18 protein-coding genes and 1 tRNA gene are annotated in these 25,195 nt (G+C 69.7%); 9 read left to right on the top strand and 10 right to left on the bottom strand.

Translation table 11 applies throughout. From position 1 onward, the window contains the following. The first annotated feature begins 191 nt into the window (after positions 1-191). The gene (locus tag DJ018_RS00200) at positions 192-1,094 is read left to right on the top strand and encodes a sugar kinase (protein WP_111512797.1); all 903 of its coding nucleotides are present in this window, start codon (positions 192-194) and stop codon (positions 1,092-1,094) included. 400 nt (positions 1,095-1,494) lie between these two features. Here the strand turns inward: DJ018_RS00200 and radC are convergent, their stop codons facing one another. After that, positions 1,495-2,250, bottom strand: a complete 756-nt coding sequence (gene radC / locus DJ018_RS00195) for a RadC family protein (RefSeq protein ID WP_111512796.1) — start codon at positions 2,248-2,250, stop codon at positions 1,495-1,497. Between the two features lie 100 nt (positions 2,251-2,350). On the opposite strand from radC, the gene DJ018_RS00190 reads away from it, so the two are divergent. Together DJ018_RS00190 and DJ018_RS00185 are read left to right on the top strand one after the other, a co-directional pair. Further along, the gene (locus DJ018_RS00190; RefSeq protein ID WP_240609415.1) at positions 2,351-3,868 is read left to right on the top strand and encodes a glucuronyl esterase domain-containing protein; all 1,518 of its coding nucleotides are present in this window, start codon (positions 2,351-2,353) and stop codon (positions 3,866-3,868) included. Between the two features lie 125 nt (positions 3,869-3,993). Next, entirely contained in the window at positions 3,994-5,865 is a 1,872-nt protein-coding gene (locus DJ018_RS00185; protein ID WP_111512795.1) for a glycosyltransferase, read from the top strand. On the opposite strand, the gene DJ018_RS00180 is transcribed toward DJ018_RS00185, so the two are convergent. After that, entirely contained in the window at positions 5,862-9,455 is a 3,594-nt protein-coding gene (locus DJ018_RS00180; protein WP_111512794.1) for an ABC transporter permease/M1 family aminopeptidase, read from the bottom strand. The two genes, DJ018_RS00185 and DJ018_RS00180, sit on opposite strands and share 4 nt — an antisense overlap. 16 nt (positions 9,456-9,471) lie before the next feature. Beyond that, the gene (locus DJ018_RS00175; protein ID WP_111512793.1) at positions 9,472-10,350 is read right to left on the bottom strand and encodes an ABC transporter ATP-binding protein; all 879 of its coding nucleotides are present in this window, start codon (positions 10,348-10,350) and stop codon (positions 9,472-9,474) included. A gap of 94 nt (positions 10,351-10,444) precedes the next feature. Here DJ018_RS00175 and DJ018_RS00170 point away from each other — a divergent pair, with 94 nt between their 5' ends. Then, a complete protein-coding gene (locus tag DJ018_RS00170) occupies positions 10,445-10,960 on the top strand; it encodes a DUF1697 domain-containing protein (protein ID WP_111512792.1) in 516 nt (171 codons plus the stop codon). Here the strand turns inward: DJ018_RS00170 and map are convergent. Together map and sfsA are read right to left on the bottom strand one after the other, a co-directional pair. After that, positions 10,957-11,775, bottom strand: coding sequence for a type I methionyl aminopeptidase (gene map / locus DJ018_RS00165; protein ID WP_111512791.1), 819 nt, complete (start codon positions 11,773-11,775; stop codon positions 10,957-10,959). The genes DJ018_RS00170 and map overlap by 4 nt on opposite strands. A 3-nt stretch (positions 11,776-11,778) precedes the next feature. Continuing rightward, positions 11,779-12,498, bottom strand: a complete 720-nt coding sequence (gene sfsA, locus DJ018_RS00160; RefSeq protein ID WP_111512790.1) for a DNA/RNA nuclease SfsA — start codon at positions 12,496-12,498, stop codon at positions 11,779-11,781. A gap of 54 nt (positions 12,499-12,552) precedes the next feature. Between sfsA and DJ018_RS00155 the strand changes: the two genes are divergently transcribed. Beyond that, positions 12,553-13,326: a competence/damage-inducible protein A gene (locus DJ018_RS00155; protein WP_111512789.1), complete on the top strand. Its 774-nt coding sequence runs from the start codon at positions 12,553-12,555 to the stop codon at positions 13,324-13,326. 16 nt (positions 13,327-13,342) lie between these two features. Here the strand turns inward: DJ018_RS00155 and DJ018_RS00150 are convergent, their stop codons facing one another. Next, the gene (locus DJ018_RS00150; protein ID WP_165842751.1) at positions 13,343-13,543 is read right to left on the bottom strand and encodes a hypothetical protein; all 201 of its coding nucleotides are present in this window, start codon (positions 13,541-13,543) and stop codon (positions 13,343-13,345) included. A gap of 179 nt (positions 13,544-13,722) precedes the next feature. Between DJ018_RS00150 and DJ018_RS00145 the strand changes: the two genes are divergently transcribed. Then, positions 13,723-17,067: a transcription-repair coupling factor gene (locus tag DJ018_RS00145; protein WP_111512787.1), complete on the top strand. Its 3,345-nt coding sequence runs from the start codon at positions 13,723-13,725 to the stop codon at positions 17,065-17,067. Here the strand turns inward: DJ018_RS00145 and DJ018_RS00140 are convergent, their stop codons facing one another. Further along, positions 17,068-17,562 carry a thermonuclease family protein gene (locus DJ018_RS00140; protein ID WP_111512786.1) on the bottom strand — a complete coding sequence of 165 codons (495 nt, stop codon included), beginning with the start codon at positions 17,560-17,562 and terminating at the stop codon, positions 17,068-17,070. It abuts the gene before it with no gap. A gap of 88 nt (positions 17,563-17,650) precedes the next feature. Next, positions 17,651-18,223, bottom strand: coding sequence for an outer membrane protein (locus DJ018_RS00135; RefSeq protein ID WP_111512785.1), 573 nt, complete (start codon positions 18,221-18,223; stop codon positions 17,651-17,653). Positions 18,224-18,411: 188 nt separating this feature from the next. On the opposite strand from DJ018_RS00135, the gene DJ018_RS00130 reads away from it, so the two are divergent. The 3 genes from DJ018_RS00130 (at position 18,412) to DJ018_RS00120 (ending at position 21,562) form a co-directional block, all read left to right on the top strand. After that, positions 18,412-19,260, top strand: coding sequence for an AraC family transcriptional regulator (locus tag DJ018_RS00130; RefSeq protein WP_111512784.1), 849 nt, complete (start codon positions 18,412-18,414; stop codon positions 19,258-19,260). 64 nt (positions 19,261-19,324) lie between these two features. Continuing rightward, positions 19,325-19,409, top strand: a tRNA-Leu gene (locus tag DJ018_RS00125). A gap of 116 nt (positions 19,410-19,525) precedes the next feature. Next, the gene (locus DJ018_RS00120; RefSeq protein WP_111512783.1) at positions 19,526-21,562 is read left to right on the top strand and encodes an ATP-binding protein; all 2,037 of its coding nucleotides are present in this window, start codon (positions 19,526-19,528) and stop codon (positions 21,560-21,562) included. Here DJ018_RS00120 and scpA read toward each other — a convergent pair. Together scpA and DJ018_RS00110 are read right to left on the bottom strand one after the other, a co-directional pair. Continuing rightward, positions 21,553-23,709: a methylmalonyl-CoA mutase gene (gene scpA, locus DJ018_RS00115; RefSeq protein ID WP_111512782.1), complete on the bottom strand. Its 2,157-nt coding sequence runs from the start codon at positions 23,707-23,709 to the stop codon at positions 21,553-21,555. The genes DJ018_RS00120 and scpA overlap by 10 nt on opposite strands. Beyond that, positions 23,706-25,124 carry a methylmalonyl-CoA mutase family protein gene (locus tag DJ018_RS00110; RefSeq protein WP_111512781.1) on the bottom strand — a complete coding sequence of 473 codons (1,419 nt, stop codon included), beginning with the start codon at positions 25,122-25,124 and terminating at the stop codon, positions 23,706-23,708. Before DJ018_RS00110 ends, scpA begins: the two co-directional genes overlap by 4 nt. Between the last annotated feature and the right edge of the window lie 71 nt (positions 25,125-25,195).

Below are 25,195 nucleotides of genomic sequence, written 5' to 3'. Positions count from 1 at the left end.
CGACGAGTCTACAAACTTACTCGTTGCGTAATTACTGTAGTCGGATCTCTTGCGGGATGCAAGCGCCACCTTGCGAACATTCATGGCGGATTGAGGGCTTGATCTGTTCGCCGGAACTTCCGACAGAGCGCTGACACCGGGGTCATAGCCTTGATGGCTAGGCCTGACTCGCGGGCGAAGGGAGAAACCTTATGGGTGGAGTGATCGCGCTCGGCGAGTGCATGGTCGAGCTGAGCCTGACGAGTTCGCGCGCCGCCGCCATCGGCTATGCCGGCGACACCTTCAACACGGCCGTCTACCTGAGCCGCCTCGGCCGGCAGGTGAGCTACGCCACCGCCTTGGGCGCCGGCGATCCGTTCAGCGCCGGCATCCTCCAGCTCATGGCCGACGAGGGCATCGCCCAGGACTTGGTGGTCAAGGCCGAAGGACGCGTCCCGGGCCTCTACGCCATCGAGCGGGATGAAGCCGGCGAGCGGCGCTTCTTCTACTGGCGCGACCAGGCGCCTGCGCGGCAGTTCTTCGAACTCGCCGACCTCAACGCCCTGCGGCGCGCCCTTCGCGACGCGGAGCTGGTCTATCTGTCCGGCATCACCCTGGCGGTGATCGGCGAGGGGGGACGTGCAACGCTCAGCGAGTTGCTGGCCGATGCGCGAGTTCACGGTTCGGCGGTGGCGTTCGATCCCAACTACCGCCCGCGCCTTTGGAGCGGCCCGGACGTGGCGCGGGACGCCATCGAGGCCATCGCGCCGCTCTGCCGCTATCTGTCGGTGAGCGGCCCGGATCTAGAGACGCTGTACGATGAACCGGTGCACGAGGTGGCGGCGCGCTGGGCGACCATGGGCCCTGAGGTGGTCGCCCGCGACGAGGATCAGACGGTGCACCTTCTGGGCGCCGGCGATCCGGTCCGAATGGAGCCCGAGCCGTCGGTCAAGGCGGTGGACACCACCGGCGCCGGCGACAGCTTCAACGCCGGCTACCTGGCGGCGCGTCTTCAGGGGCAAGAGCCGGTGGAGGCTGTCCGCGAAGGCCGCCGCCTGGCCCGCATCGTCGTGCAGCACATGGGCGCGATCGTTCCGAAGAACGCCATGCCCTGATCGGAAGAACGGCGTCGGAGCCCCTGGAGAAGCACCCCGACGCCGCCGGAACTCTCAAAGCTGGTCGAACCGGTTCCAGGCCAGGATGGCCAGGCTCCAGAATACAGCGCAGCTTGCAAGCGCCAGGATCCTGTCCCAGTGCAGTTGCATGTGTCCGTCCCTCAATAGGCCCTCCCAGGCCCAGATCGAGTGAACGGGTGAGTGCGTTGCAGCACAACCCCTTATGAAAGCTTGGCAATTCGGAATCTGCAGATTCCGCGTTGGGGCCGGCCCCTCGCAAGGCGGCTCGCCTTGAAAGGACCGGTCCAGCGCGGGCACGGGGGCAGGCCACGCATGCGCACAGCCCTCCAACTCGCCATCGATCTGTCGAGTTCCCGACCGTGCGCCGCGTGCGATTCGTTCAGAACAGGCCGAGCGCGCGGAAGCTCGCCGTGCCGTTGCGGCCCACCACCAGATGGTCGTGCACGGTGATCCGCAGCGGCCGCCCGGCTTCCACCACCTGCCGGGTCATGTCCACGTCGGCCGTAGATGGCGTAGGGTCGCCCGACGGATGATTGTGCACCAGGATGACCGCGCTGGCTGACAGCTCCAGCGCGCGCCGCATCACCTCGCGCGGGTACACAGGCGCGTGGTCCACCGTGCCGCGGTTCATGATCTCGTCAGCGATGAGCTGGTTCTTCTTGTCCAGAAACAGGACCCGGAACTGCTCCCGCGCTTCGTGCGCCAGCGCCGTCTTCACGTAGTCCAGCAGCGCCGACCACGAGGAGATCACGGTGCGTCGCTTCACCTCCTCCCGCGCGGTGCGCAGGGCCGCTTCGTGCATCAGCTTGAGGTCCAGCGCCACGGCCTCGCCGACGCCCTTGACCGTCTTCAGCTCCTCGGGCGTGGCGCCCAGCACCGCCCCAAGGCTGCCGAACCGCGCGAGAAGTTGCTTGGCCAAAGGCTTGACGTCCTTCTTCGGAATAGACCGAAACAGGAACAGCTCCAGCAACTCATAGTCCGGCACCGCCGCCAGCCCGCCAGCGATGGCCCGGGTGCGCAGCCGCTCCCTGTGACCGACGAAATGCGGCGGCGGCTGCGGGGCCGGCGCGGGCGCTGCGGCGGCCCACAGCTCGGGCTGGGCGGAGGCATCTTCAACGGCGCTGACAGGGTTCATGAGAACAGAGTTCCCCAAATGTTCCCGGTTGGCAAGCCGGCGTACAGCAGCGCTCATCTGGCCAAGACCGAAGCTACGGTCAGACCATGGGGATGAGACGATGGCGGGCATGACGCGGCGCGGGCTAGCGCTGGGCGGCGTTGCGGTAGGAAGCCTGGCGATCGGCGCGCGCGCGCTGGGCCAGGCTGCAGCCCCGGTCACCTTCACCGCCGAGCAGGACCAGCGGAACATGATGGACCGCCTGGGCATCCGCTCCATGCGGCCAAGTCCCAGCGGCCGCGAGGACGCGCCCAACCCGGCCAACTATGACGAGAGCATCGCCGGACCGACGGGCGACATTCCCGACGTCCTGCGCCTGAAGAACGGACGGCCCGTCACCACGCCCGACGCTTGGTGGAAGCAGCGTCGCCCGCAGATCGCCGAGGACTTCGAGCGCGAGGTCTACGGCCGTATCCCCGCCGACGTGCCGAAGGTCACCTGGGAGGTGGTCGCCAGCGAGCCTGAGCGCCTGGGCTTCACGCCGGTGAACGTGACCCAGCTTGTGGGCCGGGTGGAGAACTCCGCTTATCCTGCCATCAGCGTGAACATGCAGATGACCCTGGTGCTGCCAGCCCAGGCGAAAGGCCCCGTGCCTGTGCTGATCATGTTCGGGCGCGCCGCCTGGCCTTCGCCCCGGCAGCCGTCCCGCGACGAGCTCGCCCGCATCAACGCCGCCATGAAGGCGATGCTCGCCGACAAGGACCCGAGCCTTCGGCCGGTGTTTGAAGGCCTCCCCGCCTACCAGCCGTTCGGCGAAGCGCCCATGTTCCCCGCCGGCGGCCCGCCGCCCAGCTGGGACGTGGCCGGCGGCGGCTGGGGCTTCGCCCTGCTCGACACCGCCACCATCCAGGCCGACAGCGGCGACGGCCTGACGCGTGGGATCATCGGCCTCACCAACAAGGGCCAGCCGCGCAAGGTGGACGACTGGGGCGCCCTGCGCGCCTGGGGCTGGGGCGCCAGCCGCGCCCTGGACTACCTGCAGACCCGGCCCGAGGTGGACGCCAAGCGCATCGGGGTGGAGGGCGTCTCCCGCTACGGGAAGGCCGCCCTCGTCGCCGCCGCCTTCGACCAGCGGTTCGGCCTCGTCCTCGTGGGCTCCTCCGGCAAGGGCGGCGCGACGCTGCACCGGCGCAACTTCGGCGAGGCTGTTGAGACGCTGACCAGCTCGGGCGAGTACCACTGGTTCTGCGGGAACTACCTTCGCTACGGCGCCGCCGAGCCGGCGTCCGCCCGCCGCGACATCGACACCCTGCCAGTGGACAGCCACGAGCTGATCGCCATGGTCGCGCCCCGGCCCTGCTTTATCAGTTACGGCATTCCCGAAAGCGGCGACGCCAAGTGGCTGGACCAGCGGGGCAGCTGGATGGCCGCCGTCGCGGCCGGCCGCGTCTACCGCCTGCTGGGGGCGAAGGACCTCGGCGTCGGCGACGACTGGCGCAACACGCCTATGCCGCCGGTGCTCACCGGCCTGCTCGACGGCGAGCTCGCCTGGCGGCAGCACGACGGCGGCCACACCGACGGGCCGAACATCCGCACCTTCGTGACCTGGGCGGACAAGATCACCGGCCGCAAGACCTAAGCCTCCAGCGTTCCTTTTTTGCAGCGCAGCGGATCGGCCCGCGCGCTTCGGGCGTTGCGCCGTGGTGAAGCTCAGAGCCGCCCGCTGCGGCCCTGTGCGCGCGGCTGCCGCTTGGGGGAACGCTTTTGGACAAGACGCCGATCGTCTCGGTCATCATGACCCGCCGTGCTGCGGACGCGCCGCTCGCCGGCTCCGTGCGCTCCGTGCTGGGCCAAACCCTTCGGGCGCTGGAGCTCATCATCGTCGAAGAAGGACCGGGCGTGGAGGCCGCGCAGGCCGCCGCCGAAGACCCGCGGGTCCGCACGGTCACCGGCGCGCCCTTGTCGGCGGCGCGCGAGCGCGCCTTGCGCAGCGCCCGCGGGCAGTGGGTCGCCGTGATGGACGCAGGCGACATCCTGCGTCGCGACCGGCTGGAGCGCCTGGTGCTTTCCGCCGACGCCGAAGGCGCGGACCTCGTCGCCGACAACCAGATGATCTTCTCGGAAGACGGCCGCCGCCCGACGCTGCTGTTCCCAGGCGATGAGCCCCTGGCCGGCGCCAAGGGCCTCAAGCCCCTGATCCGCCGGACGCGGCTCGCGGAACTGGGAGGCTACGAAGCCGGCGTGTTCGAAACGGACGACGGCCTGGTGCGCCGGCTGGTGGAAGCCCGCCTCAAGCTGCGGACTTTCGCGGAGCCGACCTATCTGAAGCGGGTGGGCGGCGGCGCCGAACGCTCGTCCGCGGGCAAGCGGGTCGTGTTCCTGTCCCGGCAGCGGGTGACCGGCGCCAACACCGGCAGCTCCACCTATCTGCTCAGCGTCGCCAAGGCGCTGCGCGAGGCGGGGTACGAGCCGAGCTTCCTGGGCGTTGCGCCGACCATCTTCGGCCGTTGGCCGGTGCTGCGCCTGAAGCCCGAGACCAAGGTGTTCGCCGACTACCGCATCCGCGGCAGCGTCCGCTTCGGCGACTGGATCATCGCTCTGGACCCGAAGATCGCCTGGAGCGCCGGCCTGACCGCGCTGGAGCTGGTGCTCGGCAAGCTGAAAGTGAAGAAGCCGGGCTGGGTGAAGCCCGCGCCCTATTCCGTCGCCGTCCCGCACACCAAGTCGGACATGCTGTTCGTCGCTCGCAACGCCGGGCCGGGTGTGGCGGGCGTGCTGTGCGACTACGCCTTCCTGGCGCCCATGGCGGCCTATGCGCTGGCCCCGGAAGCGCCGGTGCAGGTGCTGATGCACGACCTGTTCTCCAGCCGCCCGCAGCAGTTCGCCAAGGTGGGCGCGCAGGACAGCGTCGCCACCCTGGACGCAGCCGAGGAGTTCCGTCTCCTGGCCTGCGCCGACACCGTGCTGGCCATCCAGGCGACCGAGGCCGAGGAGGTCAGCCGCCGCCTGCTGGACCGCCAAGTGATCGTGGCGCCCATGGCCGTCGAGGTCGGTGCGCCGGAACCGGGCCGCGCCGACGAAGTGCTGTTCGTGGGCAGCAACACGGCCCCCAACACCATCGGGATTCGCTGGTTCATGGACGAGGTGTGGCCGCGCGTCCGCGCTGCCCGTCCCGATGCGAAGCTCAAGATCGCCGGCTCGGTGTCGCGCTCGCTGGACGGCGTGCCGGACGGCGTGGAGGTGCTGGGCGTCGTCGACAGCCTTGATCCGCTTTACCGCCAGGCGGGCGTGGTGATCTCGCCCCTGCTCACCGGCTCAGGCCTGAAGATCAAGCTCGTTGAGGGCTTGGCGGCGGGCAAGGCCATGGTGGTGACCACCACCACCCTGCAAGGCGTCGAGGCGATCGCCGGTCCGGCCGTGCGGCTGGCCGACGAGCCGGCGCCGTTCGCCGACCATGTGCTGGAGCTTCTCGCCTCGGACGAGGCCCGCGCGCGTCTGTGCGAGCGGGCCGTCCGCTGCGCCGCTGACCACTTCAGCCCGGCAGCCTGCTACGGCGAAGCGATCCGGGCCTTCGCCCAGCCGCCCGCCGCGCCCGCGGCCTTTGTCGAGCCGCCGCGGGCCAGCATCGCCGTCTAGTCGCTGGTCTTGATGGCGTTGTCGTCCGAGTTGCGGTCGATCAGCTTGTTGTAGGGATCAATCCCCGCGAACCGCGGCGGCTTGTCGACGGTCACCGTCAGGGTCTGCGTCCCGGAGCGCAGCGGCCGCAGGCCGAACGACAGCACGTCCTCCGGCCCGAAGCCCTTGCGGCCCGGCTCGGCGGTGAACACCCCGACGTCGAACCGTTCGTTCGGGGCGATGGGGACTTCCGTCTCCTTGCCATTGCCGTCGGCGTACATCTTCTTGGCCTCGACGGTCAGGACGACGTCATAGCGGCCGTCGGCCCGCTTCTTCACCTGCGCGGTGCGGGTCTTCAGGTCGTGAAGGGTGATCCGCTCGAACACGTCGGTGATCAGCTGCTGGTGCTCGGGCAAGGCCTCGGCGCGCAGGGCGTTTACGAGGTCGACCGAGCGCGGGTAGGGCGCGCCCTTGAACTCGTACTGCGCCAGCACGCGGCGCAGCGCGGCGTTGACCCGCGCCTCGCCCATGCGGTCCCGCAGCAGGTACATGACGTGCCCGCCCTTGTTGTAGTGGATGTACTGCTGGTTCTCGACGCGCATCAGCGGCTGCTCTTCCAGCACGTCGCCGCCGCGGGCCCGCAGATAGCTGTCGAGTTCGCGCTTCAGGAACCGGCGGATCTGCGCCTCGCCCAGGGTCTTCTCCATGACCATGATCGCCGAGTACTCGGCCAGGGTCTCGGACAGGGCGGTGGAGCCCTGCATGTCGGCGCCGACGATCTGGTGGGCCCACCATTGGTGCGCGACCTCGTGCGCCGTGACGAAGGTCACGAAGTCGATCTTGTCCGGATCGCGCGGGTCCATGATGAACCCGAGGCCTTCCGACCAGGGCACGGTGTTGGCGAACGACTGGGCGAACTGGGCGTAGTCCGGGAACTCCAGCACCCGCAGCTGGCGGAACTGGAACGGGCTGAACTGCGCCTGGTAGTAGTCCAGGCTGTGGCCCATGGCGGCGAGCATCCGGTCCACGTTCCAGGTGTGGCTCGGGTGGTAGTAGACCGCGAGCTCCACGCCTTGGTGGTTGGCCCGCTTCACGGCGTAGCGCGCAGACTGCACCGAGAAGAAGTGCAACACCGGCGCGTCGGTCCGGTAGCGGATGGTCCGGCGACCGTCACGGGTGGTGTCCGAAACCCGGTAGCCGGGCGCCACCGGCGTCTGGTCGGCGTCGGTGGTGACGGTGATGTCCGCCATCACCCAGTCGGCGTCGCCCACATAGTTGCGGGACTGGGCCGACCGGTCCTCCAGCCTTGCCATCCGCAGCTGGGGCGGCAGGCCGTACTTGCGGCGCTTGGCCCTGTCCTGCAGCAGGCCGCTGCGGCTCATACCGATGGTGGGCGCGAACTCGCCGTTGTTGACGAAGGTCCCATTGTCCACCAGCCGGGTGGTGTTGCCCGAGTTCTTGAAGCCGCGCTGCGCCATCTGCGTCTGGAAGGTCAGCGAGGTCCGCTCGCCCGGCTGAAGCGGGCGGTCGAAGGTGAAAATGCGGTAGTTGAAGCGGTCGAAGGTCTGCACCTTGTGGGCCCCGCCGACCGCAAGCTGCAGGGCGCGGGTGTCGCGATCCAGGCGCACGTGCAACTGGGTGACGGGCGCGCCGGTGTCGTTGACCAGTCCGTACACGCCCCAGGTGACCAGCCGCGGCTCATGCGGGTGCAGGTCGAGCTTCAGCTTCACATCCGTGACGGAGGGCTGGGCCACCGTCTCGTACTTCAGGAAGCTCTTCTCGAAGTCCGCGAGCCAGCGCTCGCCTTCGATGCTGTTGCGGTAGTCGTTCCAGACGTTGGTGTTCTGGAAGATGAAGGCGCCAGTTCCGACGAACGCCGCGAGGGCGGCGGCGCCGATCAGGCCCGCGGGGCCGAACAGGCGGCGCGGCAGCCGCTTCAGGCGCGGCGCAAGACGCGTCTCCGTCCCCCGCCGCCACAGACCGTAGGACAGCACCAGCAGCACGATGGCGAACGCCGACCAGTAGGCGCGGAACCAGGCCGCGGCCCGGCCGAAGTCGCCCTGTCCGTTCATGTCCGAAAGCGGAACCTGGGGCGCGCCGCCGTAGAGGTACAGGTTGTGGTCGAACCCGATGTTGCCCAGCGTCATGCCGGCGATCAGGTAGAGGACCATCAGGCCCCAGCCGATGAACTTGTGGGGCGACAGCGCCTGAAGGAAGATGGCGAGCACCGCCAGCAGGGACCAGTCCACCGCCATGGGCGCGACGTACCAGGCGAGGTATCTGCCAAGCTCCAGGTCCGTGAAGCCCTTCCCCAGCTGCACGCAGATCGCGGCCAGCACGCTGATCAGCAGGGTCGAGACCAGCACCAGCACCAAGGCCAGGGTCTTGGGGACCACGAACGCCCAGTCGGGAACGGCGGTGGCGTCGACGATCTCGTGGGTCTTGCGGTCACGTTCGCGCCAGACGAGCTCGCCCGCGTAGTAGATCGCCACGATCACCGGGATCAGGCTGAAGGCGCCCTGCAGGGTCTGGATGCTCCAGCGGGTCACCGGGTAGATGGCCGCATCGCCGCGCTCGCCGCCGAGGATCAGCGCCGCGCAGCTGTTGAACAGCCCCAGCATGATCAGCACGGCGAAGGCCGGGCTCTTGAACACCTGCGCCATCTCGAAGCGGGTGCGCTTGGTCAGCTGCGCCCAGGCCGAACCCAGGCCAAAGCGCGGGCGGGGCAGGGGCTCGGCAGGCGTGGCGATCGGCGCTGCGGCCTCGACGCTTGCAGCCTGCGCCGCGGCCTTGGCGCCCTTGCGCGCCTTGGCGCCACGCACTTCGAAGCGGAACAGCCTGTAGGTGAGGGCCAGCAGCGCCAGGCCGGCCGCCGTCCAGATCAGGCGATTGTAGAGCAGGGCGCCCTTGAACGGCGGGACCAGGGTGTTGGCTTCGGCCGCCGTGAAATAGCGGGTGGCGCCCGCGAAGGCGGACATTCCCAACGGGTCAAGATAGGCGGCCAGATCGCGGCGCTCCGGCGCGCCCATCATCGCCAGGAACACCGTGTAGGCGACCAGGAAGCCCGCCGCGCCCAGGTAGGCGCCCATCATCGAGCGCGTCACCGTGGCAAGGCAGAAGAACAGGCTGGCGGTGATCAGCAGGGTCGGCAGGGCCAGGGCGAAGTACGCAAAGGCGTAGTGCGACAGCTGGTTCGGGCCAAGCGTCTCAGGGTCGACCCACGGCGCCCAGGACCCCACCAGAATGCCCAGCGGCACGGCCAGGAACGCCAGGCAGGTCGCGGCGAACGCGCCGGTGAACCGGCCGAACAGATAGTCGAACCGGCTGACCGGGGTCGCCCGCACGATCGGGCCGTAGCCCGTCTCATCGTCACGCACCACGACGTTGGCCACGAAAGCCGTCGAGACGAACATGAAGAACAGGGACATCACCAGCAGGGTGGTGCTGATCGCCTGGGGCGAGTTCTTGTGGATGTTGCCGCCGGAGCCGATCTGGATCTGGTCGATGACCACCGATCCGAACACCAGCAGGAAGAAGATCAGGCTGCTGATCCAGAACACCGGCTGGCGAGTCTGGTAGCGCAGCTCGAAAGCCGCGATCTTGCCGAACATGGGCCGCGCTCCGCCGTCAGGCCGCGCGCCGCGAGGCGGCGAGGGTGGAGAAGTAGACGTCCTCCAGCCCGCCTTGCACGGGAGTGAAGCCGTCGCCCGGGTTCTGATCTGACAGCACGTGGATGATGGTCCGGCCGGCGAACAGGCGGGTCGAGATCACCTGGCGCCGGGCCTTCTCCGCTTCCAGCTCATGCCGGTCGATCGTCTTCTGCCAGATGCGCCCCGACAGCGCGGTCATCAGTTCCAGCGGCGCGCCTTCCACCAGGATCTTGCCGCCGGCCAGCACGGCCATGCGCCGGCAAAGGTCGGCGACGTCCTCCACGATGTGGGTGGACAGGATCACCACCACGTTCTCGCCGATTTCGGCCAGCAGGTTCAGGAAGCGGTTGCGCTCCTCCGGGTCGAGGCCGGCGGTGGGCTCGTCCACGATGATCAGCGACGGGCGGCCGATCAGCGCCTGGGCGATGCCGAACCGCTGGCGCATGCCGCCGGAGTAGCCGGCCACGGCCTTCTTGCGCACTTCCCAGAGGTTCACCTGCTGCAGCAGGGCCTCGACGGTGGTCTTGCGCTCGCCGGCCGAGGCGATGCCCTTCAGCACCGCCATGTGGTCCAGCAGGTCGTAGGCGGAGATCCGCGGATAGACCCCGAAATCCTGCGGCAGGTAGCCCAGCGTCCGGCGCAGCTTCTCCGGCTCGGCGATCACGTCGATGTCGCCGAACTGGATCTTGCCCGAGGTCGGCGTCTGCAGGGTGGCGATGGAGCGCATCAGCGTCGACTTGCCCGCGCCGTTCGGGCCCAGCAGGCCGAACATGCCGCGGCCGATCTCCAGGTTCACCCCGTCCAGCGCGCGGGTGCCGTTGGCATAGACGTGCGTCAGGCCGCTGATCGAAAGCATAAGATCACTCCCCCACTCGAGCTTCGAGGCTGGCCCGTTTTTGCGGCGCGAGGCAAGTGAGGGATGTGTAACAGGCCTGGAGGGAGGAGAAGCGATGACCGCTTATGTGGCGCTGCTGCGCGCCGTGAACGTCGGCTCGGCGCAACTCCCGATGGCCGACCTCAAGGCCCTCTGCGAGGCGGCGGGGTTCGAGGCGGTGCGGACCTACATCGCCAGCGGAAACGCCCTGTTCCGCAGCGATCTGTCCGAAGCCGAGGTGAAGTCACGCTTGGAAGCCGCGCTGGCCGGCTACTTCAAGGCCGACATGCCCGTGATGGTGCGAACGGCCGGAGAGATGGCGCAGATCTGCGCGGCGAATCCATTTCCGGAGGCGAAGGGATCGGCCGTTGCAGCCATCTTCCTTGACGCCCCGCCTCCGCCGGACGCGCTGGGTGAGGTCCGCAACCAAGCCGACGACGAGCGGCTGCAGATCGTCGGCCGGGAGATCTGGGTCGCCTATGGCGCGGCGGGCATGGGACGCACGAAGCTGAAGATCCCCGCCGCCGCCGGCGGCACGGCCCGCAACGCCAACACGGTGGCCAAGCTCGCGGAGCTCGCCGCCGCCCTTTAGGCGCTCTGGATCGGCGGCTTGAACAGGCCGGCGGGCGAGGCCGTGAAGATCTCGATCCCGTCCTCGGTCACGCCGATGGAGTGCTCGCACTGCGCTGACAGCGACTTGTCGCGGGTCACCGCCGTCCAGCCGTCCGCCAGCACCTTCACCGCCGGCTTGCCCAGGTTCACCATCGGCTCGACGGTGAAGAACATGCCGGGCCGCAGCAGCTCGCCCGAGCCCTTCTGGCCGAAGTGCAGGATGTTCGGGGCGTCATGGAAGACCTTGCCCAGGCCGTGGCCGCAGAAGTCGCGGACCACCGAGGCCCGCTGGGCTTCCACGAAGGACTGGATGGCGTGGCCGATGTCGCCCGTCCGCGCGCCCGGCTTGATCGCCGCCAGGCCCCGCTCCAGGGATTCATAGGTGATGTCCACCAGCCGCTTGGCCCGCGGGGAGACCACGCCCACGCCGTACATCCGCGAGGTGTCGCCGTGCCAGCCGTCGACGATCACGGTGACGTCGATGTTGGCGATGTCGCCTTCCCGCAGCGGACGCTCGCTGGGGATGCCGTGGCAGACCACGTGGTTGGCGCTGATGCAGGTGGTCTTGGTGTAGCCGCGATAGCCCAGGCACGCCGGGATCGCCCCGTGGTCCAGGATGAATTCGCGGGCCAGGTCGTCCAGCTTCTCGGTGGCGACGCCGGGGACCACGTGCTCGGTCAGCATGTCCAGGCACTCGGCCGCCAGCCGGCCGGCCTTGCGCATGCCTTCGAAGTCTTCGGCCGTGTGGATCTTGATCTGGCCGGTGCGGAATTCGGCCTCGAGGATATCGGTCATGAACTACTCCGCGACCGCCCGTGCGCTCCGCCAGGGACGTCGGCGGGCGATGCGGATCGCTGTCGGGCTAATGTCGCAATCGTACGCCAGGACTTCAACTCCCTCCGCTGCGGCTTGTTGGAGGCCGGCGGCGTAGGCGGGATCCAGGTCGTGGCAGGCCTCGAACTCGTCGCAGTCGGTCCGCTGGATCACGAACAGCATCACCGCCCGATCGCCCTCGCGCACCATGGCGCTCAGCTCCTTGAGGTGCTTCAGCGAGCGCGCCGCCACGCAGTCCGGAAATTCCGCCAGCGACCCATCCCGGCGCAGGTGGACATTCTTGACCTCCAGCCAGGCGCGAGGCCGATCGGGGCTCTCCAGCAGGAAGTCGACCCGGCTGTTCGTCCCGTACTTCACCTCCCGCCGGTGACTCTCGTAGCCGGACAGCTCGGGAATCGCGTCCGTCGCCAGCGCCTCAGCCACCAGCCGATTGGGATGCATGGTGTTGATCCCGACGATGCCGCCGTCGACCTCCACCAGCTCCAGCGTGTGCGCCAGCTTGCGCTTTGGATCGTCCGACTTGGACAACCAGCAGGGCAGGCCAGGGGCGTTCAGCCCCAGCATCGCGCCGGGGTTCGGGCAGTGAGCCGTCAGCTCCGTTCCGTCGTCGAGAACCACGTCGGCGAAGAAGCGCTTGTAACGCTGCACGAGGCGGCCGCGCACGAGCGGTTGCGGGAAGTCCATCTAGGGCTTTAGTCCGTGTGTCGAGAACGGCTCAGATAGGCGAGGGAAGTGCGGATGGCGAGCGGCGGGGCGAGCGAGCGGGTGACCGCGGCGGTGCTGATCATCGGCGACGAGATCCTGTCGGGCCGCACCCAGGACACCAACCTGCGCGACATCGCCCGCTACCTCGGCGTCCACGGCGTGGACCTGGCGGAAGCCCGCACCATTCCCGACATCCACGAGGAGATTGTCGAGGCGCTGAACGCTCTGCGCCACAAGTACGACTATGTGATCACCACCGGCGGCATCGGACCGACCCACGACGACATCACCGCCGATGCGGTGGCGGCCGCATTCGGCGTCGAGCTCTACGAACATCCGGAAATCATCGCCCAGCTGACCGAACGCTGGGGCGACCAGCTCAACAGCGCCCGCCGGCGCATGGCCCGGGTGCCGCGCGGCGGCGATCTGGTGAAGAACCCGGTGCAGGGGCCTCCCGGCTTCACCATCGGCAACGTCTTCACCCTGGCCGGCGTGCCGGCCATCATGCGCGGCATGCTGGAAGACGTGGGGCCGCGCCTGCGCAACGGGGCGGTCACCCATTCGCGGACCGTGCGGGTGGAAGGCTCGGGCGAGGGGACCATCGCCGCGCCGCTGGAAGCCGTGGCCAAGGCCCACCCGCAGATGTCCCTGGGCAGCTATCCGTTCTTCGGTCCGGACGGCTTCGGCTCCAACCTCGTGCTGCGCAGCCGCGACCCGGAGGAACTCTCCGCGACCGTGGCGGAGCTGGTGGCCGCTCTCAAGGCGGCGGGTGTGGAGAACGTGCGGGAAGTCGAAGCGGCGGCGTGACATCCGCCGCCGGGCGTCAGCGCGCCGCGTACTCCGCCTGGCCGCGTCCGTGCTCCAGGCCCAGGCTGTGGGCGCCGATGGACGCCGCGACGCCGAGAACGCACGCCACGCTGAACGCGGCGGTCACCGCCAGGCGCGCTCGGTTGCGCCAGTACCAGCGGCTCACGTGGTAATTCACCTTGGCAGAACGGCTGCCCAGCCGTCTGCGAACGATCACTGCGGGCATCCCGTCCCCCGACATCGCCGCGTCAAGGTCGAAAGGGTTAACAAGTCGTGCGCCGCCGCGCCAGTGGGGCGCAAGCGCGCAGGGAACATCAGGAGAATCCAAGGGAACGCAGGGCCGCTCCGGGGTTTTTCTGCCGGGGGCTCAGGTCGGGCTCCCGCACGGAGTTCTGCTTGGACCGCTCATCCGACACCTCGCACGAGGCGCCGGCGCATGCCGACGCCGTTCTGGCCCCTGCGCCCGCCGCCAGCGCCGCTCCGCCGGAGCCGCCTCGCGCGCCTGTGCAGCCGCCGCCCGCCGCCATCGCCGCGCGCCTGACCGCCGCCGCCCGCGAGGCGGGGCCAGCGGGGCTCATCTTCACCGCGTCCAGCGAACGCCGGGCCGACGAGATCGGCCGCGCCGCACGCCAGCTCGCGCCGGATGTTGAAGTCTTGGTGCTGCCCCCGTGGGACTGCCTGCCTTACGACCGCGCCTCGCCGTCGCGCGAAAGCATGGGCCGGCGGATGGCGGTGATCTGCCGCCTGGCGCAAAAGGCGGAGGGTCCGCGCCTGCTGGTCTCCAGCCCCGAGGCCCTGATGCAGCGCGCCGCGCCGGCCGAGGTGGTCCGCGACGCCTTCCTGGTCCTGACCAAGGGCGACGCGCTCGAGCGGGAGGCCATGGAAGCGTTCGCCCAGCGCACCGGCTATCTGTTCGACGACCGCATCGACGAGCCCGGCGAGATGGCCATCCTGGGCGAGGTCATCGACGTCTTCCCGGCCGCCGCGGACCGGCCGGTGCGGATCACCCTCGCCGAAGGCCGCATCGCCGAGATCAAGCACTACGACCCGATCTCCCAGCGCACGGAGGAGAGCGTCGACGAGGTGGTCATCGGGCCCGCCTCCGAGCTGATCCTTGACCCGCAGGCGCCTGAGCCGGTGGAGCGCGAGCCCGGCCTGGAGCACCGGGCCAGCGAGATCTACGGAACCATGCAGGCCGTTCCCGACCTCCTGCCCAAGGCGCAGGCCGCCTTCGACCTCAAGGCTCAGGAACGCTGCACCGACGTCGGCGGCCAGATCGCCGAAGCCTACGAAGCCCGCCGCGTCTTCGCCGAAGAGGCCGCGCGCCCCATCCCCCCCGGCGACCAGGGCCTGTACATGCCCTGTGACGAGCTGCTTGCCCGGCTGGGCAAACGCCGTCGTGCGGACCTGCGCGAGGCCGAGCTCGAGACCGTTCCCAAGTTCGCCCTGGACCGCAATCCCGGCCGCGCCTTTTCCGACTTCGTCCAAGACCAGCTGGACAGCGGCGCCCGCGTGGCGCTGGCCGGCCTTGCGCACGAGCGGCGTCTGCTGACGCGCGCGATCCAGCGGGGTCTGGGGCAGTCCCCGGACGGCGTTGTCTCCTGGGCCGAACTGCTTGCCGCGCCGGCGGGCTCGCTGCACGCGGTGGAGGTCGACCCCGACGGCGGCTTCGTGGACCGCACCGAGAAGGTCTGCGTGGTGGCGGCCGCCGACGTGCTGGGCAGCCGCGTCGCAAAGCGCAGCTCGGATAATGGCGCCAGCCTAATCGCCGAGCCGGAGCTGCGGGTCGGCGACGTGGTGATCCACGAGGATCATGGCCTGGGCGTGCTGCGCGCCCTCGAGCGGATCGAAGTGGCGGGCGAGGAGCGCGACGCCGTCCGCATCGAGTATCACGGCGGCGCCAGCGTCCTGGCGCCGGTCGAGGAATTCGGCCGCATCTGGCGCTACGGGTCGGAGGAGGAGGCGGTCACCCTAGATCGCCTGCACACCGACAGCTGGAACAAGCGCAGGCTGGAGATCAGTGCGGAGATCGACCGCACCGCGGCCGGCCTCGTGGAGCTCGCAAAGCTCCGCGGTGAGCGCAAGGCCGAGCCGTTGGAGCCGCCAAAGGCCGCCTATGCCCGGTTCGCCGCGCGCTTCCCGTTCCCCGAGACCCCCGACCAGTCCGCGGCCATCGCCGCCATGCTGGAGGATTTGGCGTCCGGCCGGCCGATGAACCGCCTGGTCTGCGGCGACGTGGGTTTCGGAAAGACGGAGGTCGCCTTGCGCGCCGCCGCCGCTGCGGCTCTGGCCGGCAAGCAGGTGGCCATCGTGGCGCCCACCACCGTCCTGGCCCGGCAGCACTTCCACAGCTTCCGCCGCCGCTTCTCCGGTTTCGGGATCGAGGTCGCGCACCTGTCCCGCTTGGTCACTTCGGCCGAGGCCAAGCAGGTCAAGGCGGGCCTTGCGGACGGCACGGTGCGGGTCGTGGTGGGCACCCACGCCTTGGCCGGCAAGGACGTGGCCTTCGCCGACCTCGGCCTGCTGATCATCGACGAGGAGCAGCGGTTCGGGGCCAAGATCAAGCAGTCGCTCAAGGACCTGAAGCCCGACGTCCACCTGCTGACCATGACCGCCACGCCGATCCCGCGCACCCTGCAGCTGGCGATGATCGGCATTGAGGACGTCAGTGTGATCGCCACGCCGCCCGCTCGGCGGCGGCCGATCCGCACCTTCCTGACGCCCTTCGACTCCGCCACCCTGCGCACCGCCCTGATGCGCGAGAAACGGCGCGGCGGGCAGAGCTTCTTCGTGGTGCCACGGATCGAGGACATGGAGCCCATGGCCGCGCGCCTGGCCCAGGTCGCACCCGAGCTGAAGATCCGCGCCGCCCACGGCGAGATGCCGGCGGACGAAGTGGACGAGACCATGGTCGCCTTCGCCGAAGGCGACGGCGACGTGCTGCTGGCCACGAACATCATTGAAAGCGGCCTGGACGTGCCGCGGGCCAACACCATGCTGGTCTGGCGCGCCGACCGCTTCGGCCTGGCCCAGCTGCACCAGCTGCGGGGCCGGGTTGGTCGTGGGCGGCAGCAGGGCGTCGCCTACCTCCTCACCGATCCTGCCGAAGAGATGGCGGACGCCACGCGCGCACGGCTCAACACCCTGGTGGCGTTCGATCGCCTGGGCTCGGGCCTGGCGATCAGCGCGCGTGACCTCGACCTGCGCGGCGCCGGCGACCTCGTCGGCGAGGACCAGGCCGGCCACATGCAGCTGATCGGCGCGGCGCTCTATCAGCGCCTGCTGGCCAAGGCGGTGCGCATCGCCAAGGGCGAGGACGCCGGCGGCGACTGGACGGCGGAGCTGAACTTGGGCGTCACCGGCTCCATTCCCGAGGCCTACGTCCCCGACCCCACCATCCGCATCAACCTCTACGCCCGGCTCGCACGCCTGACGGAGCCGGAGGAGGTGGACGCCTTTGGCGAGGAGCTGGAAGACCGGTTCGGCGCCCTGCCGCCGGAGGCGCAGGCGCTGTTGTCCCTCGCCAGGCTTCAGGCGCTGGCGGTGCGAGCCAAGGTCATCAAGGTGGACGCCGGTCCTAAGGCGCTGGCTTTGACCCTGCGGCCGGGCGCCAAGCCTCCGGCCAAGCTGCCCAAGGACGCCAAGATCAGCGACGAGCGGATCGTCTTCCCCGACGCCACCGAAGCGGGCGCCGAGCGGCTGGAAGCGGCGGAGCGGCGGCTGGACGCCCTGGCGGGCTGATCAGCGGCCGAGGTCGGACAGCGCGTTGATGTTGGGCGCGTTCTCGATGTTGGTGCTGACCGGGGCGCACCAGTCGAAGGGCTCCGCGCCCGGGCGCACGGCGTAGCCGTCCTGCACCAGGCTGTCGCCGAGGTCGAGGCCGTCCAGCAGGACCTTGGCGATGGTGCGCCCGTACTCGTCCGTCTTGCCGGTGGACTGGATGTCGATCTCGTTGGCCGCTGTCGCCAGGTCGGCTGCGCGCTTGCGCGCTTCGCGGCCGGCGATCGACTCCGCCCAGCACCGCGCATAGGGCGTGCGCAGCGGCGCTTCCGCATTCGCCAGGCGCACGTGCTTGCCGTTGATCATCAGCGCGTCGCCCTGGGTGGCCTGCACGTCGTTCAGCGCGACGTCCGTGCGGCTGCTGGTGCGGGCTTCCTCGCGCGGTGAGCAGGCGGCCAGGGCCGCGGCCACCAAGGCTGGGGCGAGCAGTGCGGCGGAAGTGCGGGTCTGGATCATGGCTGGCAGTCGTCTGGCGGCAAAACAGGTCGGCGCCCCGCGGAAGGGGAGGACCGCGAGGCGCCGGGTGCGGGGGGAGCGCTGGGGCTTAGAAGCCGTAGCGCAGGCCCACCGTGACGGCCTGGGTCTCGAAGTCGCCGTCGATATGGGCTGCGCCGCGCCCAAGCTCAACGTCCGCGACGTTCACGTAGCGATATGCAACCTCGCCGGTGAGCCGTTCGCTGAACGGATGGGCGACGCCCGCCTTGAACTGGTAGGCGAAGGCGCTGTCATCATCGTCCAGCAGGCGCCCGTCGACCTTGACCTTTGCATAGCCGACGCCCGCGCCCAGGAACGGCTGGATCGCGCCGCCCGGATTAAAGTCGTAGTAGCCGTTCACGAAGCCGCCAAACGTCTCCAGGTCGCCGGAGCCGGCGATCTTGCCGTCGGCGGTCGAATAGAAGAGCTCGCCTTCCGCCCGGATGTTGGGGGTGATCTGGCGTCCCACGGCGCCGCTGACGGCCCAGCCGTCATCGCCCTTCAGCGAGGGGCTGCTGCCGAGCTTGTTCTGGAAGTTGGCCCCGGCGTTACCCTGGACATACCAGCCGGCGTCCTGGGCGGATGCGGCGCCCGCGGACAGGGCGGCGACGGCGGCGAAAGCGGCGAGAGTGATCTTTTTCATTGGTCTTGGTCTCCATCGGCCCGGTGCTGTCCGGGTCTTGTGGAGGTCCAAATGCGGCCGCCGCGCCGGCGCCGCTTCCAGCTTCGCCGCAGCACTTTCAGGAAAGTGCGCAATTCACCCAGCTTGACCTTATTGCGATCCGGCGTCGGCGACCTACCTGACGAACAGTCGTCCGGGGATCTCCGACAATGCCGTCATCCGTCGCCGCAAGGCTTGCGCCGTCCGAGCCCCAGGCCGGCCCGATCGTCAAGCTCCAGGCCGGCGCCGTGCGGGTGCGGCACCAGCCGCCTGAGGCGTTTCACCTGTCCTATGCCGGTGATCGGCCGGTGATGCTGTTCCTGTTCAACGCCCCTCGGCCGACGCACGGCGAGGGTCGCGGGCCCAAACGGGCGGGCTCCTTCGCCCTGCTTCGCCCTGGCCGTCCGGTGGAGATCCACCATCCCGATCCGCTGGAGGTGCTGGCGGTGGTCTATGACGATCCCGCCCTGTGGCCGCACGAGCCCGAGGACGCGGCCGAGCCGGACTGCGGCCGCGTGGATCCCGGCGTCCGCACCCTGGCCCACGAGCTGCGGCGCGTGGTGCTGCGCGAGCCCGCGCCGGACACGGGCTATGTGGAGGCCCTGGCGCGCAGCCTGCTGCTTCGGGCTCTGCAGGTGGAGCGGCCCGAGCTGCCCAGCCGCTCGGCCGGCGGCATCTCGCCCTTCCGCCTCCGCCGGGTGCTGGAGCATATCGACCTGCGCCTTGCGGAGCGCATAACTGTTCCCGACCTAGCCGCCGTCGCCGGCATGAGCCGCGGGCACTTCACCCGGGTCTTCGAAGGCGCCGTAGGCGAGACGCCGCACCGCTTCGTGCTGACCCGCCGGCTGGAAGCGGCCCGTCGCATGGTGGAGGAGGGCGCGGCCGACCTGGCGACCATCGCCGCTCGCACCGGCTTCTCCAGCCATGCCCACCTGACCACCACCTTTCGGCAGGCCTTCGGCGTCACCCCGGCGGAGCATCGCCGCCGCGAAGTCCTTCGCCGCCTGCCGGCCAGCTGATCTGCCCCCGACCTGACCATCGACGCCCGCCGGCTTTGCGGATAATCCGATGCTGCCGGGCGCCGGGGACATGGCGGAACTGGTAGACGCAAGCGACTTAAAATCGCTCGGAGTGATCCGTCCGGGTTCGATTCCCGGTGTCCCCACCAGGCGTTGCAAAGCCTCCGCCCGCTAGCTCGCCCAAAAAGTGTGCGAAGTCGCCTTCCGGAAGGTCCGGTTAAGGAGTCCGCTGATAGTCAAAGCTTGACCTCAGCGGAGAATCCCTGTGCGCGCCGCGTTTCCCGAGTCGGAAGAAAACCGACTCAAGGTTCTGTACTCCCTCGACTTCATCGGCTCCGAGCCGGGGAGGGCCTTTCAGGACATCGTTTCACTTGCGGCCGAGACCACAGGTTGTCCTCTCGCCCTGTTCTCGGTGATCGATCGCGACCGGCAGCACTTCAAGGCCAAGGTCGGCACGGATCTTTGCGAAAACCACCGGGACGCAGCCTTCTGCGCCCACACCATTCTCGAGCCAGGCGTCCTGTGGGTGCAGGACCTGCTGCTCGACCCCCGCTTCTCCGACAGCATCCTGGTCACCGGTGAGCCGTGGCTGCGCTTCTACGCCGGCGCGCCGGTTACAGTAGACGGCGAGAACGTCGGCGCCCTGGCCATCGTGGATGTGCAGCCCCGCGCGTTCGACGCGCGTGAGGCTCGCAGGCTTGAGCGGTTGGCCGGCATGGCGGCGGACGCCATGGTCGCCCGACGTGAAGCCAATCTCCTGCGCGGCGTCGTGGAGCGCAGCCCGGACGCGGTGATCACCACCGACGACAGCGGCGGCATCCTGCGCTGGAACGCCGCCGCCGAGCGGCTGTTCGGCTACACCTCGGAAGAGGCTGTCGGCCGTCCGCTCGACATGATCACGCCTGCGCATCTTCGTGCTCAGCGCGCATCGCAGATCTCCGCCCTGGCGACCGGCAACCTGCTGGGCGAGGGCACGGCTTCCATCGAGCTGCTCGGCCTTTGCAAGGACGGGCGCGAGATCCCCATGGAAGCGTCCTTCTCCATTCAGCGCCTCGGCGGTCGCTTCACCATGACCGCCATGCTGCGTGACGCCTCCGAGCGGAAGGCGCGGGAAAAGGCGCTGTCCGAAGCGGTGGTCCGGGCCGAAGCTGGCGAGCGCGCCAAGAACGAATTCCTCGGCAACATGAGCCACGAGGTCCGCACGCCTCTGAATGGCATCATCGGCCTGGCCGGCGCGCTGCGCCGCACCGATCTGAAGCCCGAGCAGAAGGACATGGTGGGCGGCATCGAGGCCTCGGCTGGCGCGCTCAGCAACCTTCTCAAGGACGTCCTGGACCTCGCTCGCATCGATGGCGAGGACGTGGAGATCCGGCCCGAGCCGTTCCACCTGGGCGAGATGCTCACCGCGCTCAGCGGCTTCTTCGGCCCGGGGGCCTCCGCCAAGGGCCTGGCCTTCGACGCCGCCGTGGATCCCGAGTGCGAGGGCTGGGTGACGGGCGATCCGCTGCGCGTGCGGCAGATCCTCAACAAGCTTCTCTCCAACGCGCTGAAGTTCACAGACGTCGGCGGCGTGACCCTGCGCGCCCAGGCGGGTCGCCCGGGCGAGGTGCTGTTCGTCGTCCAGGACACCGGCGTGGGCTTCGGTCCCGAAGCGGCCGGCCACCTGTTCGAGCGCTTCAACCAGGCGGACGCCAGCGACACGCGCCGGTTCGGCGGGGCCGGCGTGGGCTTGGCTCTCGCCCAAAGCCTCGCCAAGCGCATGGGCGGCCGCATCGAGGCGACGAGTTCGCCGGGCGCGGGCGCGACCTTCACCCTCACTCTGCCGCTGCCCGCCAGCGGCCGCGCCGCCGCGGCCGCGCCCGTCGCCGAGCCCCGCTCGCCCGCGGCCCACGTCCGGGTGCTTCTGGCCGAGGACAACGCCATCAACCGCAAGGTCGTCGAGGTCATCCTGGGCGCGGCCGAGGTTGAGGTGGTCAGCGTCGAGAACGGCCGCGAGGCGCTCGAGGCCTTCAAGGCCGCCGACTTCGACGCCATTCTGATGGACATCCAGATGCCGGTGATGGACGGCCTGTCGGCCATCCGCGCTATTCGCGAGATGGAGGCCCAGAGCCGACGGCCGCGCACGCCCATCGTGGTGGTCAGCGCCAACGTCATGAGCCACGACATCGCCCGTTCACACCAAGCCGGCGCGGACGATCACATCGGCAAGCCGCTGACCTCGGACATCCTGTTCCGGGCGGTCTCCGGCGCCATCGCCCATGGCCACGTGGACATGGACGGGATGACCGCCAGCTACATGTGAGCTGGCGCGTCCTGGGCGAAGCCGAGCTCTTCGTTCAGCCGCTCCAGCACAGTCACTGCGGCCTGCGGGATCACCGTGCCGGGCGTGAAGACGGCCGCCACGCCCATCTCCTCCAGAGCCTGGAAGTCCTCCGGCGGGATCACCCCGCCCACCACCACCAGGATGTCCGGCCGGCCGAGCTTGGCGAGTTCCGACTTCAGCTCCGGCACCAGCGTCAGGTGGCCGGCCGCCAGCGAGCTTGCGCCCACCACATGCACCCCGTCCTCCACCGCCTGCGCGGCGGTCTCGGCCGGCGTCTGGAACAGGTCGCCGATCTCCACGTCGAAGCCGAGGTCCGAGAACCCTGAGGCGATCACCTTCTGACCGCGGTCGTGGCCGTCCTGGCCCATCTTCGCCACCAGGATCCGCGGCTTGCGCCCGTCGGCCTGGGCGAAGGCCTGCGCCATCGCCTTGGCCCGCGCCGCCGCCGACGTCTCGCCGGACTCCCGCAGGTAGACGCCCTTCACCGCGTCCGCCTGCGCCTTGTGCCGGTTGAACACCCGCTCCAGCGCGTCGGAGATTTCGCCGACTGTGGCCTTGGCCCTGGCCGCGTTCACCGACAGCTCCAGCAGATTGGCCCTGCCCGCCGCCCCGTTGGACAGCGCTTCCAGCGCCTGGCGCACCGCTTCCGGATCGCGCTCGGCCCGCAGCCGCTGCAGCTTTTCCAGCTGCCGCTCGCGCACGGCCGTGTTGTCGACTTTCAGCACTGGGATCTCGTCCGCCGTCTCCGGCCGGTAGCGGTTCACGCCCACCACGCTCTGCTGGCCGGAGTCGATGCGCGCCTGGGTCCGCGCCGCCGCTTCCTCGATCCGTCGCTTGGGCAGGCCGGCCTCCAGCGCCCGCGCCATGCCGCCCAGCGCCTCCACCTCGCGGATATGCTCCATGGCCCGGGCCGCCAGCTCCGCCGTCAGCCGCTCCACGTAGAAGGAGCCCCCCCAGGGGTCGATCACTCGCGTCTGGCCGCTTTCCAGCTGCAGGAACAGTTGGGTGTTGCGGCTGATCCGCGCCGAAAAGTCCGTCGGCAGCGCCAGCGCCTCATCCAGCGAGTTGGTGTGCAGGCTCTGCGTCTGCCCGCCCGTGGCCGCCATGGCCTCGATGGCTGTTCGCGCCACGTTGTTGAAGACGTCTTGCGCCGCCAGGCTCCAGCCGCTGGTCTGGGTGTGCGCCCGCAGCGACAGCGAGCGCGGGTCCAGCGGGTTGAACTGCTTCATCAGCCCGGCCCAAAGCAGCCGGCCCGCCCGCTGCTTGGCGATTTCCATGAAGGCGTTCATCCCGGCGTTCCAGAAGAACGACAGGCGCGGCGCGAAGCTGTCCACCGGCAGGCCCGCCGCCACCCCGGCCCGCACGTACTCCACCCCGTCCGCCAGGGTGTAGGCCAGCTCCAGGTCCAGCGTCGCCCCGGCTTCCTGCATGTGGTAGCCGCTGATCGAGATCGAGTTGAACCTTGGCATCTCCAGGCTGGTGTAGGCGAAGATGTCCGAGACGATCCGCATCGAGGGCGCCGGCGGATAGATGTAGGTGTTCCGGACCAGGAACTCCTTGAGTATGTCGTTCTGGATGGTGCCGCTCAGCTTGTCGTGCGGCGCCCCCTGTTCCTCGCCCGTGACGATGTAGAGCGCCAGAACCGGCAGCACCGCCCCGTTCATCGTCATCGACACGCTCATCTGGTCGAGCGGGATGCCGTCGAACAGCGTCCGCATGTCCAGGATGGAGTCGATGGCCACGCCCGCCATGCCGACGTCGCCCTTCACCCGCGGGTGGTCGGAGTCGTAGCCCCGGTGCGTCGCCAGGTCGAAGGCGATGGACAGCCCCTTCTGCCCCGCCGCGAGGTTGCGCCGGTAGAAGGCGTTGGAGTCCTCGGCCGTGGAGAAGCCAGCGTACTGCCGGATCGTCCACGGGTTGGTGGCGTACATCGTCGGGTACGGCCCGCGTAGAAACGGCGCCAGCCCCGGATAGCCCCCTAGGGTGTCCAGCTCGGCCACATCCTGCGGGCCATAGGAGGGGCTCACCGCGATCCCCTCCGGGGTCAGCCAGGGCTCGCCGGGCACGCCGCGCGGAGCCGCCGCCCGGTCCAGCGGCAGGGTGGAGAAGTCCGGAAAGCCGCTCATGACTGCGCCTCGAAGGGTTCGCTCAGCCGCACAGGCGCGAGCGCCGGGCAGGTGCTGTCGGGGCCCGGGAGCTTGGGGGAGGGGCCTTCCATCGGAACGGCGGCCGGCCGCTCGATCTCCACCGGCGTGTCCTGCGCCGGCGGAAAGGCGGTGACGCCGACGATCTTCGGCTCGGGCCGGGCGACGCGCGCCGCTTCCGCCTGCCGGGCGATGTCGCCGGACTGCAGGGCCGCGATCAGGCCGCCGGCCGCCTCGATGGCCTGGAATCTCGCCCAGGCCTCCCGGGCGATCTGGTGGGTCATCGCCTCCACATAGCCGGAGCCGGCCGCTGGATCGGCCACCCGACCCAGGTGCGCCTCTTCCATCAGCACCAGTTGGGCGTTGCGGCTTTGGCGCCGCGCAAAGGCGGTGGGCAGGCCCAGCGCGTCCGTGAAGCAGCCCAGCACCACCGCGTCCGCGCCGCCGACCGCCGCGCCGAACCCTGCGGCGGTGAGCCGGATCATGTTGGTCCAGGCGTCCTTGGCCGTCAGCATCCGCCGCGACGAGCGGGCTTCGATACGCGCCAGGGGATCTGCCCCGCACGCCCCTGCGATCCGCGCCCAGACCACCCGCGCGGCCCGCAGCTTGGCGATGGTCAGGAAGTAGTCGGCGTCCGCAGCCAGGCCCAGCGTGATGCGGCCAAACGCGTCGGCCATGGGCATGCCCGCGCGCACCAGCGCCTTGGCGTAGGCCACCGCCGCGCCCGCTGCAAACGCCAGCTCCAGCGCCTCGCCCCCGCCCGCCTCATGGGCCACGCGCCCCGAGGCCAGGAACAGCTGGCCTTGCGGGTAGGTGTCGGCCAGTCGAACTCCCACCGTGGCGGCGCTGACCAGATGGCTTTCGATCGGCCCGGGGCTGCGTCCGGCCTCGGCGAAGGCGCTCAGCGGGTCGATGTGGAAGCGCAGCCGTGCGCCCGGCGAGGCCTTGGCGACCCCGTGGAGCCAATCGGCCGCCTGCGGGCCCAGGAAGCCGGCGTCCAGGCCCACGGGCGCCAGCTCCAGGATCACGCCCTGCAGCGCGCGCGCCAGCCCCTCGGCCGAGCCGATCGCCACGCCCCTTTCGCCGGCCGGGTCGACCTTCAGCAGCGCCGAGGCCGCGCCCCCTTCCAGATCAGCCAGCAGCTCGGCGTTGGCGCGGCTCGCGTCCGGGTGGGCGCTGACCACGCGCACGTCCCACGGCCGCTCCACGTCGAACGGGCGGACGGGAAAGGCGGCGGCGTCCGCCTCGCGGTACAGCGGCGCGATCGGCAGGCCCTCGGCGGTGCGCGTCTCCAGGCCGGAAAGCGGGGCGCCTTTCAGGGTCTTGGCGACCAGGTCCTGCCAGGCCTCGGCCTTGGCGGGCGGGAAGTCGGAACTCAGTCGGCTTGTATCGGCCATGAGGGTTGATGAGCCCCCCTCGTCCGAGGCGTCAAGTTCACGCCGCGTAAGGGGCTTCAAGAAACCGCGGA

Source organism: Phenylobacterium deserti, assembly GCF_003254705.1.
GTDB classification, from domain to species: Bacteria; Pseudomonadota; Alphaproteobacteria; order Caulobacterales; family Caulobacteraceae; genus Phenylobacterium; species Phenylobacterium deserti.
The sequence above is the reverse complement of the archived record's forward strand: the minus strand, read 5'-3'. Positions and strand labels throughout refer to the sequence as shown.

Bases quoted from the DNA above. Each gene is read 5' to 3' on its own strand.
- DJ018_RS00200 (WP_111512797.1), top strand. From the start codon at position 192: ATGGGTGGAGTGATCGCGCTCGGCGAGTGCATGGTCGAGCTGAGCCTG.
- radC (WP_111512796.1), bottom strand. From the start codon at position 2,250: ATGAACCCTGTCAGCGCCGTTGAAGATGCCTCCGCCCAGCCCGAGCTG.
- DJ018_RS00190 (WP_240609415.1), top strand. From the start codon at position 2,351: ATGGCGGGCATGACGCGGCGCGGGCTAGCGCTGGGCGGCGTTGCGGTA.
- DJ018_RS00180 (WP_111512794.1), bottom strand. From the start codon at position 9,455: ATGTTCGGCAAGATCGCGGCTTTCGAGCTGCGCTACCAGACTCGCCAG.
- DJ018_RS00175 (WP_111512793.1), bottom strand. From the start codon at position 10,350: ATGCTTTCGATCAGCGGCCTGACGCACGTCTATGCCAACGGCACCCGC.
- DJ018_RS00170 (WP_111512792.1), top strand. From the start codon at position 10,445: ATGACCGCTTATGTGGCGCTGCTGCGCGCCGTGAACGTCGGCTCGGCG.
- map (WP_111512791.1), bottom strand. From the start codon at position 11,775: ATGACCGATATCCTCGAGGCCGAATTCCGCACCGGCCAGATCAAGATC.
- sfsA (WP_111512790.1), bottom strand. From the start codon at position 12,498: ATGGACTTCCCGCAACCGCTCGTGCGCGGCCGCCTCGTGCAGCGTTAC.
- DJ018_RS00155 (WP_111512789.1), top strand. From the start codon at position 12,553: ATGGCGAGCGGCGGGGCGAGCGAGCGGGTGACCGCGGCGGTGCTGATC.
- DJ018_RS00140 (WP_111512786.1), bottom strand. From the start codon at position 17,562: ATGATCCAGACCCGCACTTCCGCCGCACTGCTCGCCCCAGCCTTGGTG.
- DJ018_RS00135 (WP_111512785.1), bottom strand. From the start codon at position 18,223: ATGAAAAAGATCACTCTCGCCGCTTTCGCCGCCGTCGCCGCCCTGTCC.
- DJ018_RS00130 (WP_111512784.1), top strand. From the start codon at position 18,412: ATGCCGTCATCCGTCGCCGCAAGGCTTGCGCCGTCCGAGCCCCAGGCC.
- scpA (WP_111512782.1), bottom strand. From the start codon at position 23,709: ATGAGCGGCTTTCCGGACTTCTCCACCCTGCCGCTGGACCGGGCGGCG.
- DJ018_RS00110 (WP_111512781.1), bottom strand. From the start codon at position 25,124: ATGGCCGATACAAGCCGACTGAGTTCCGACTTCCCGCCCGCCAAGGCC.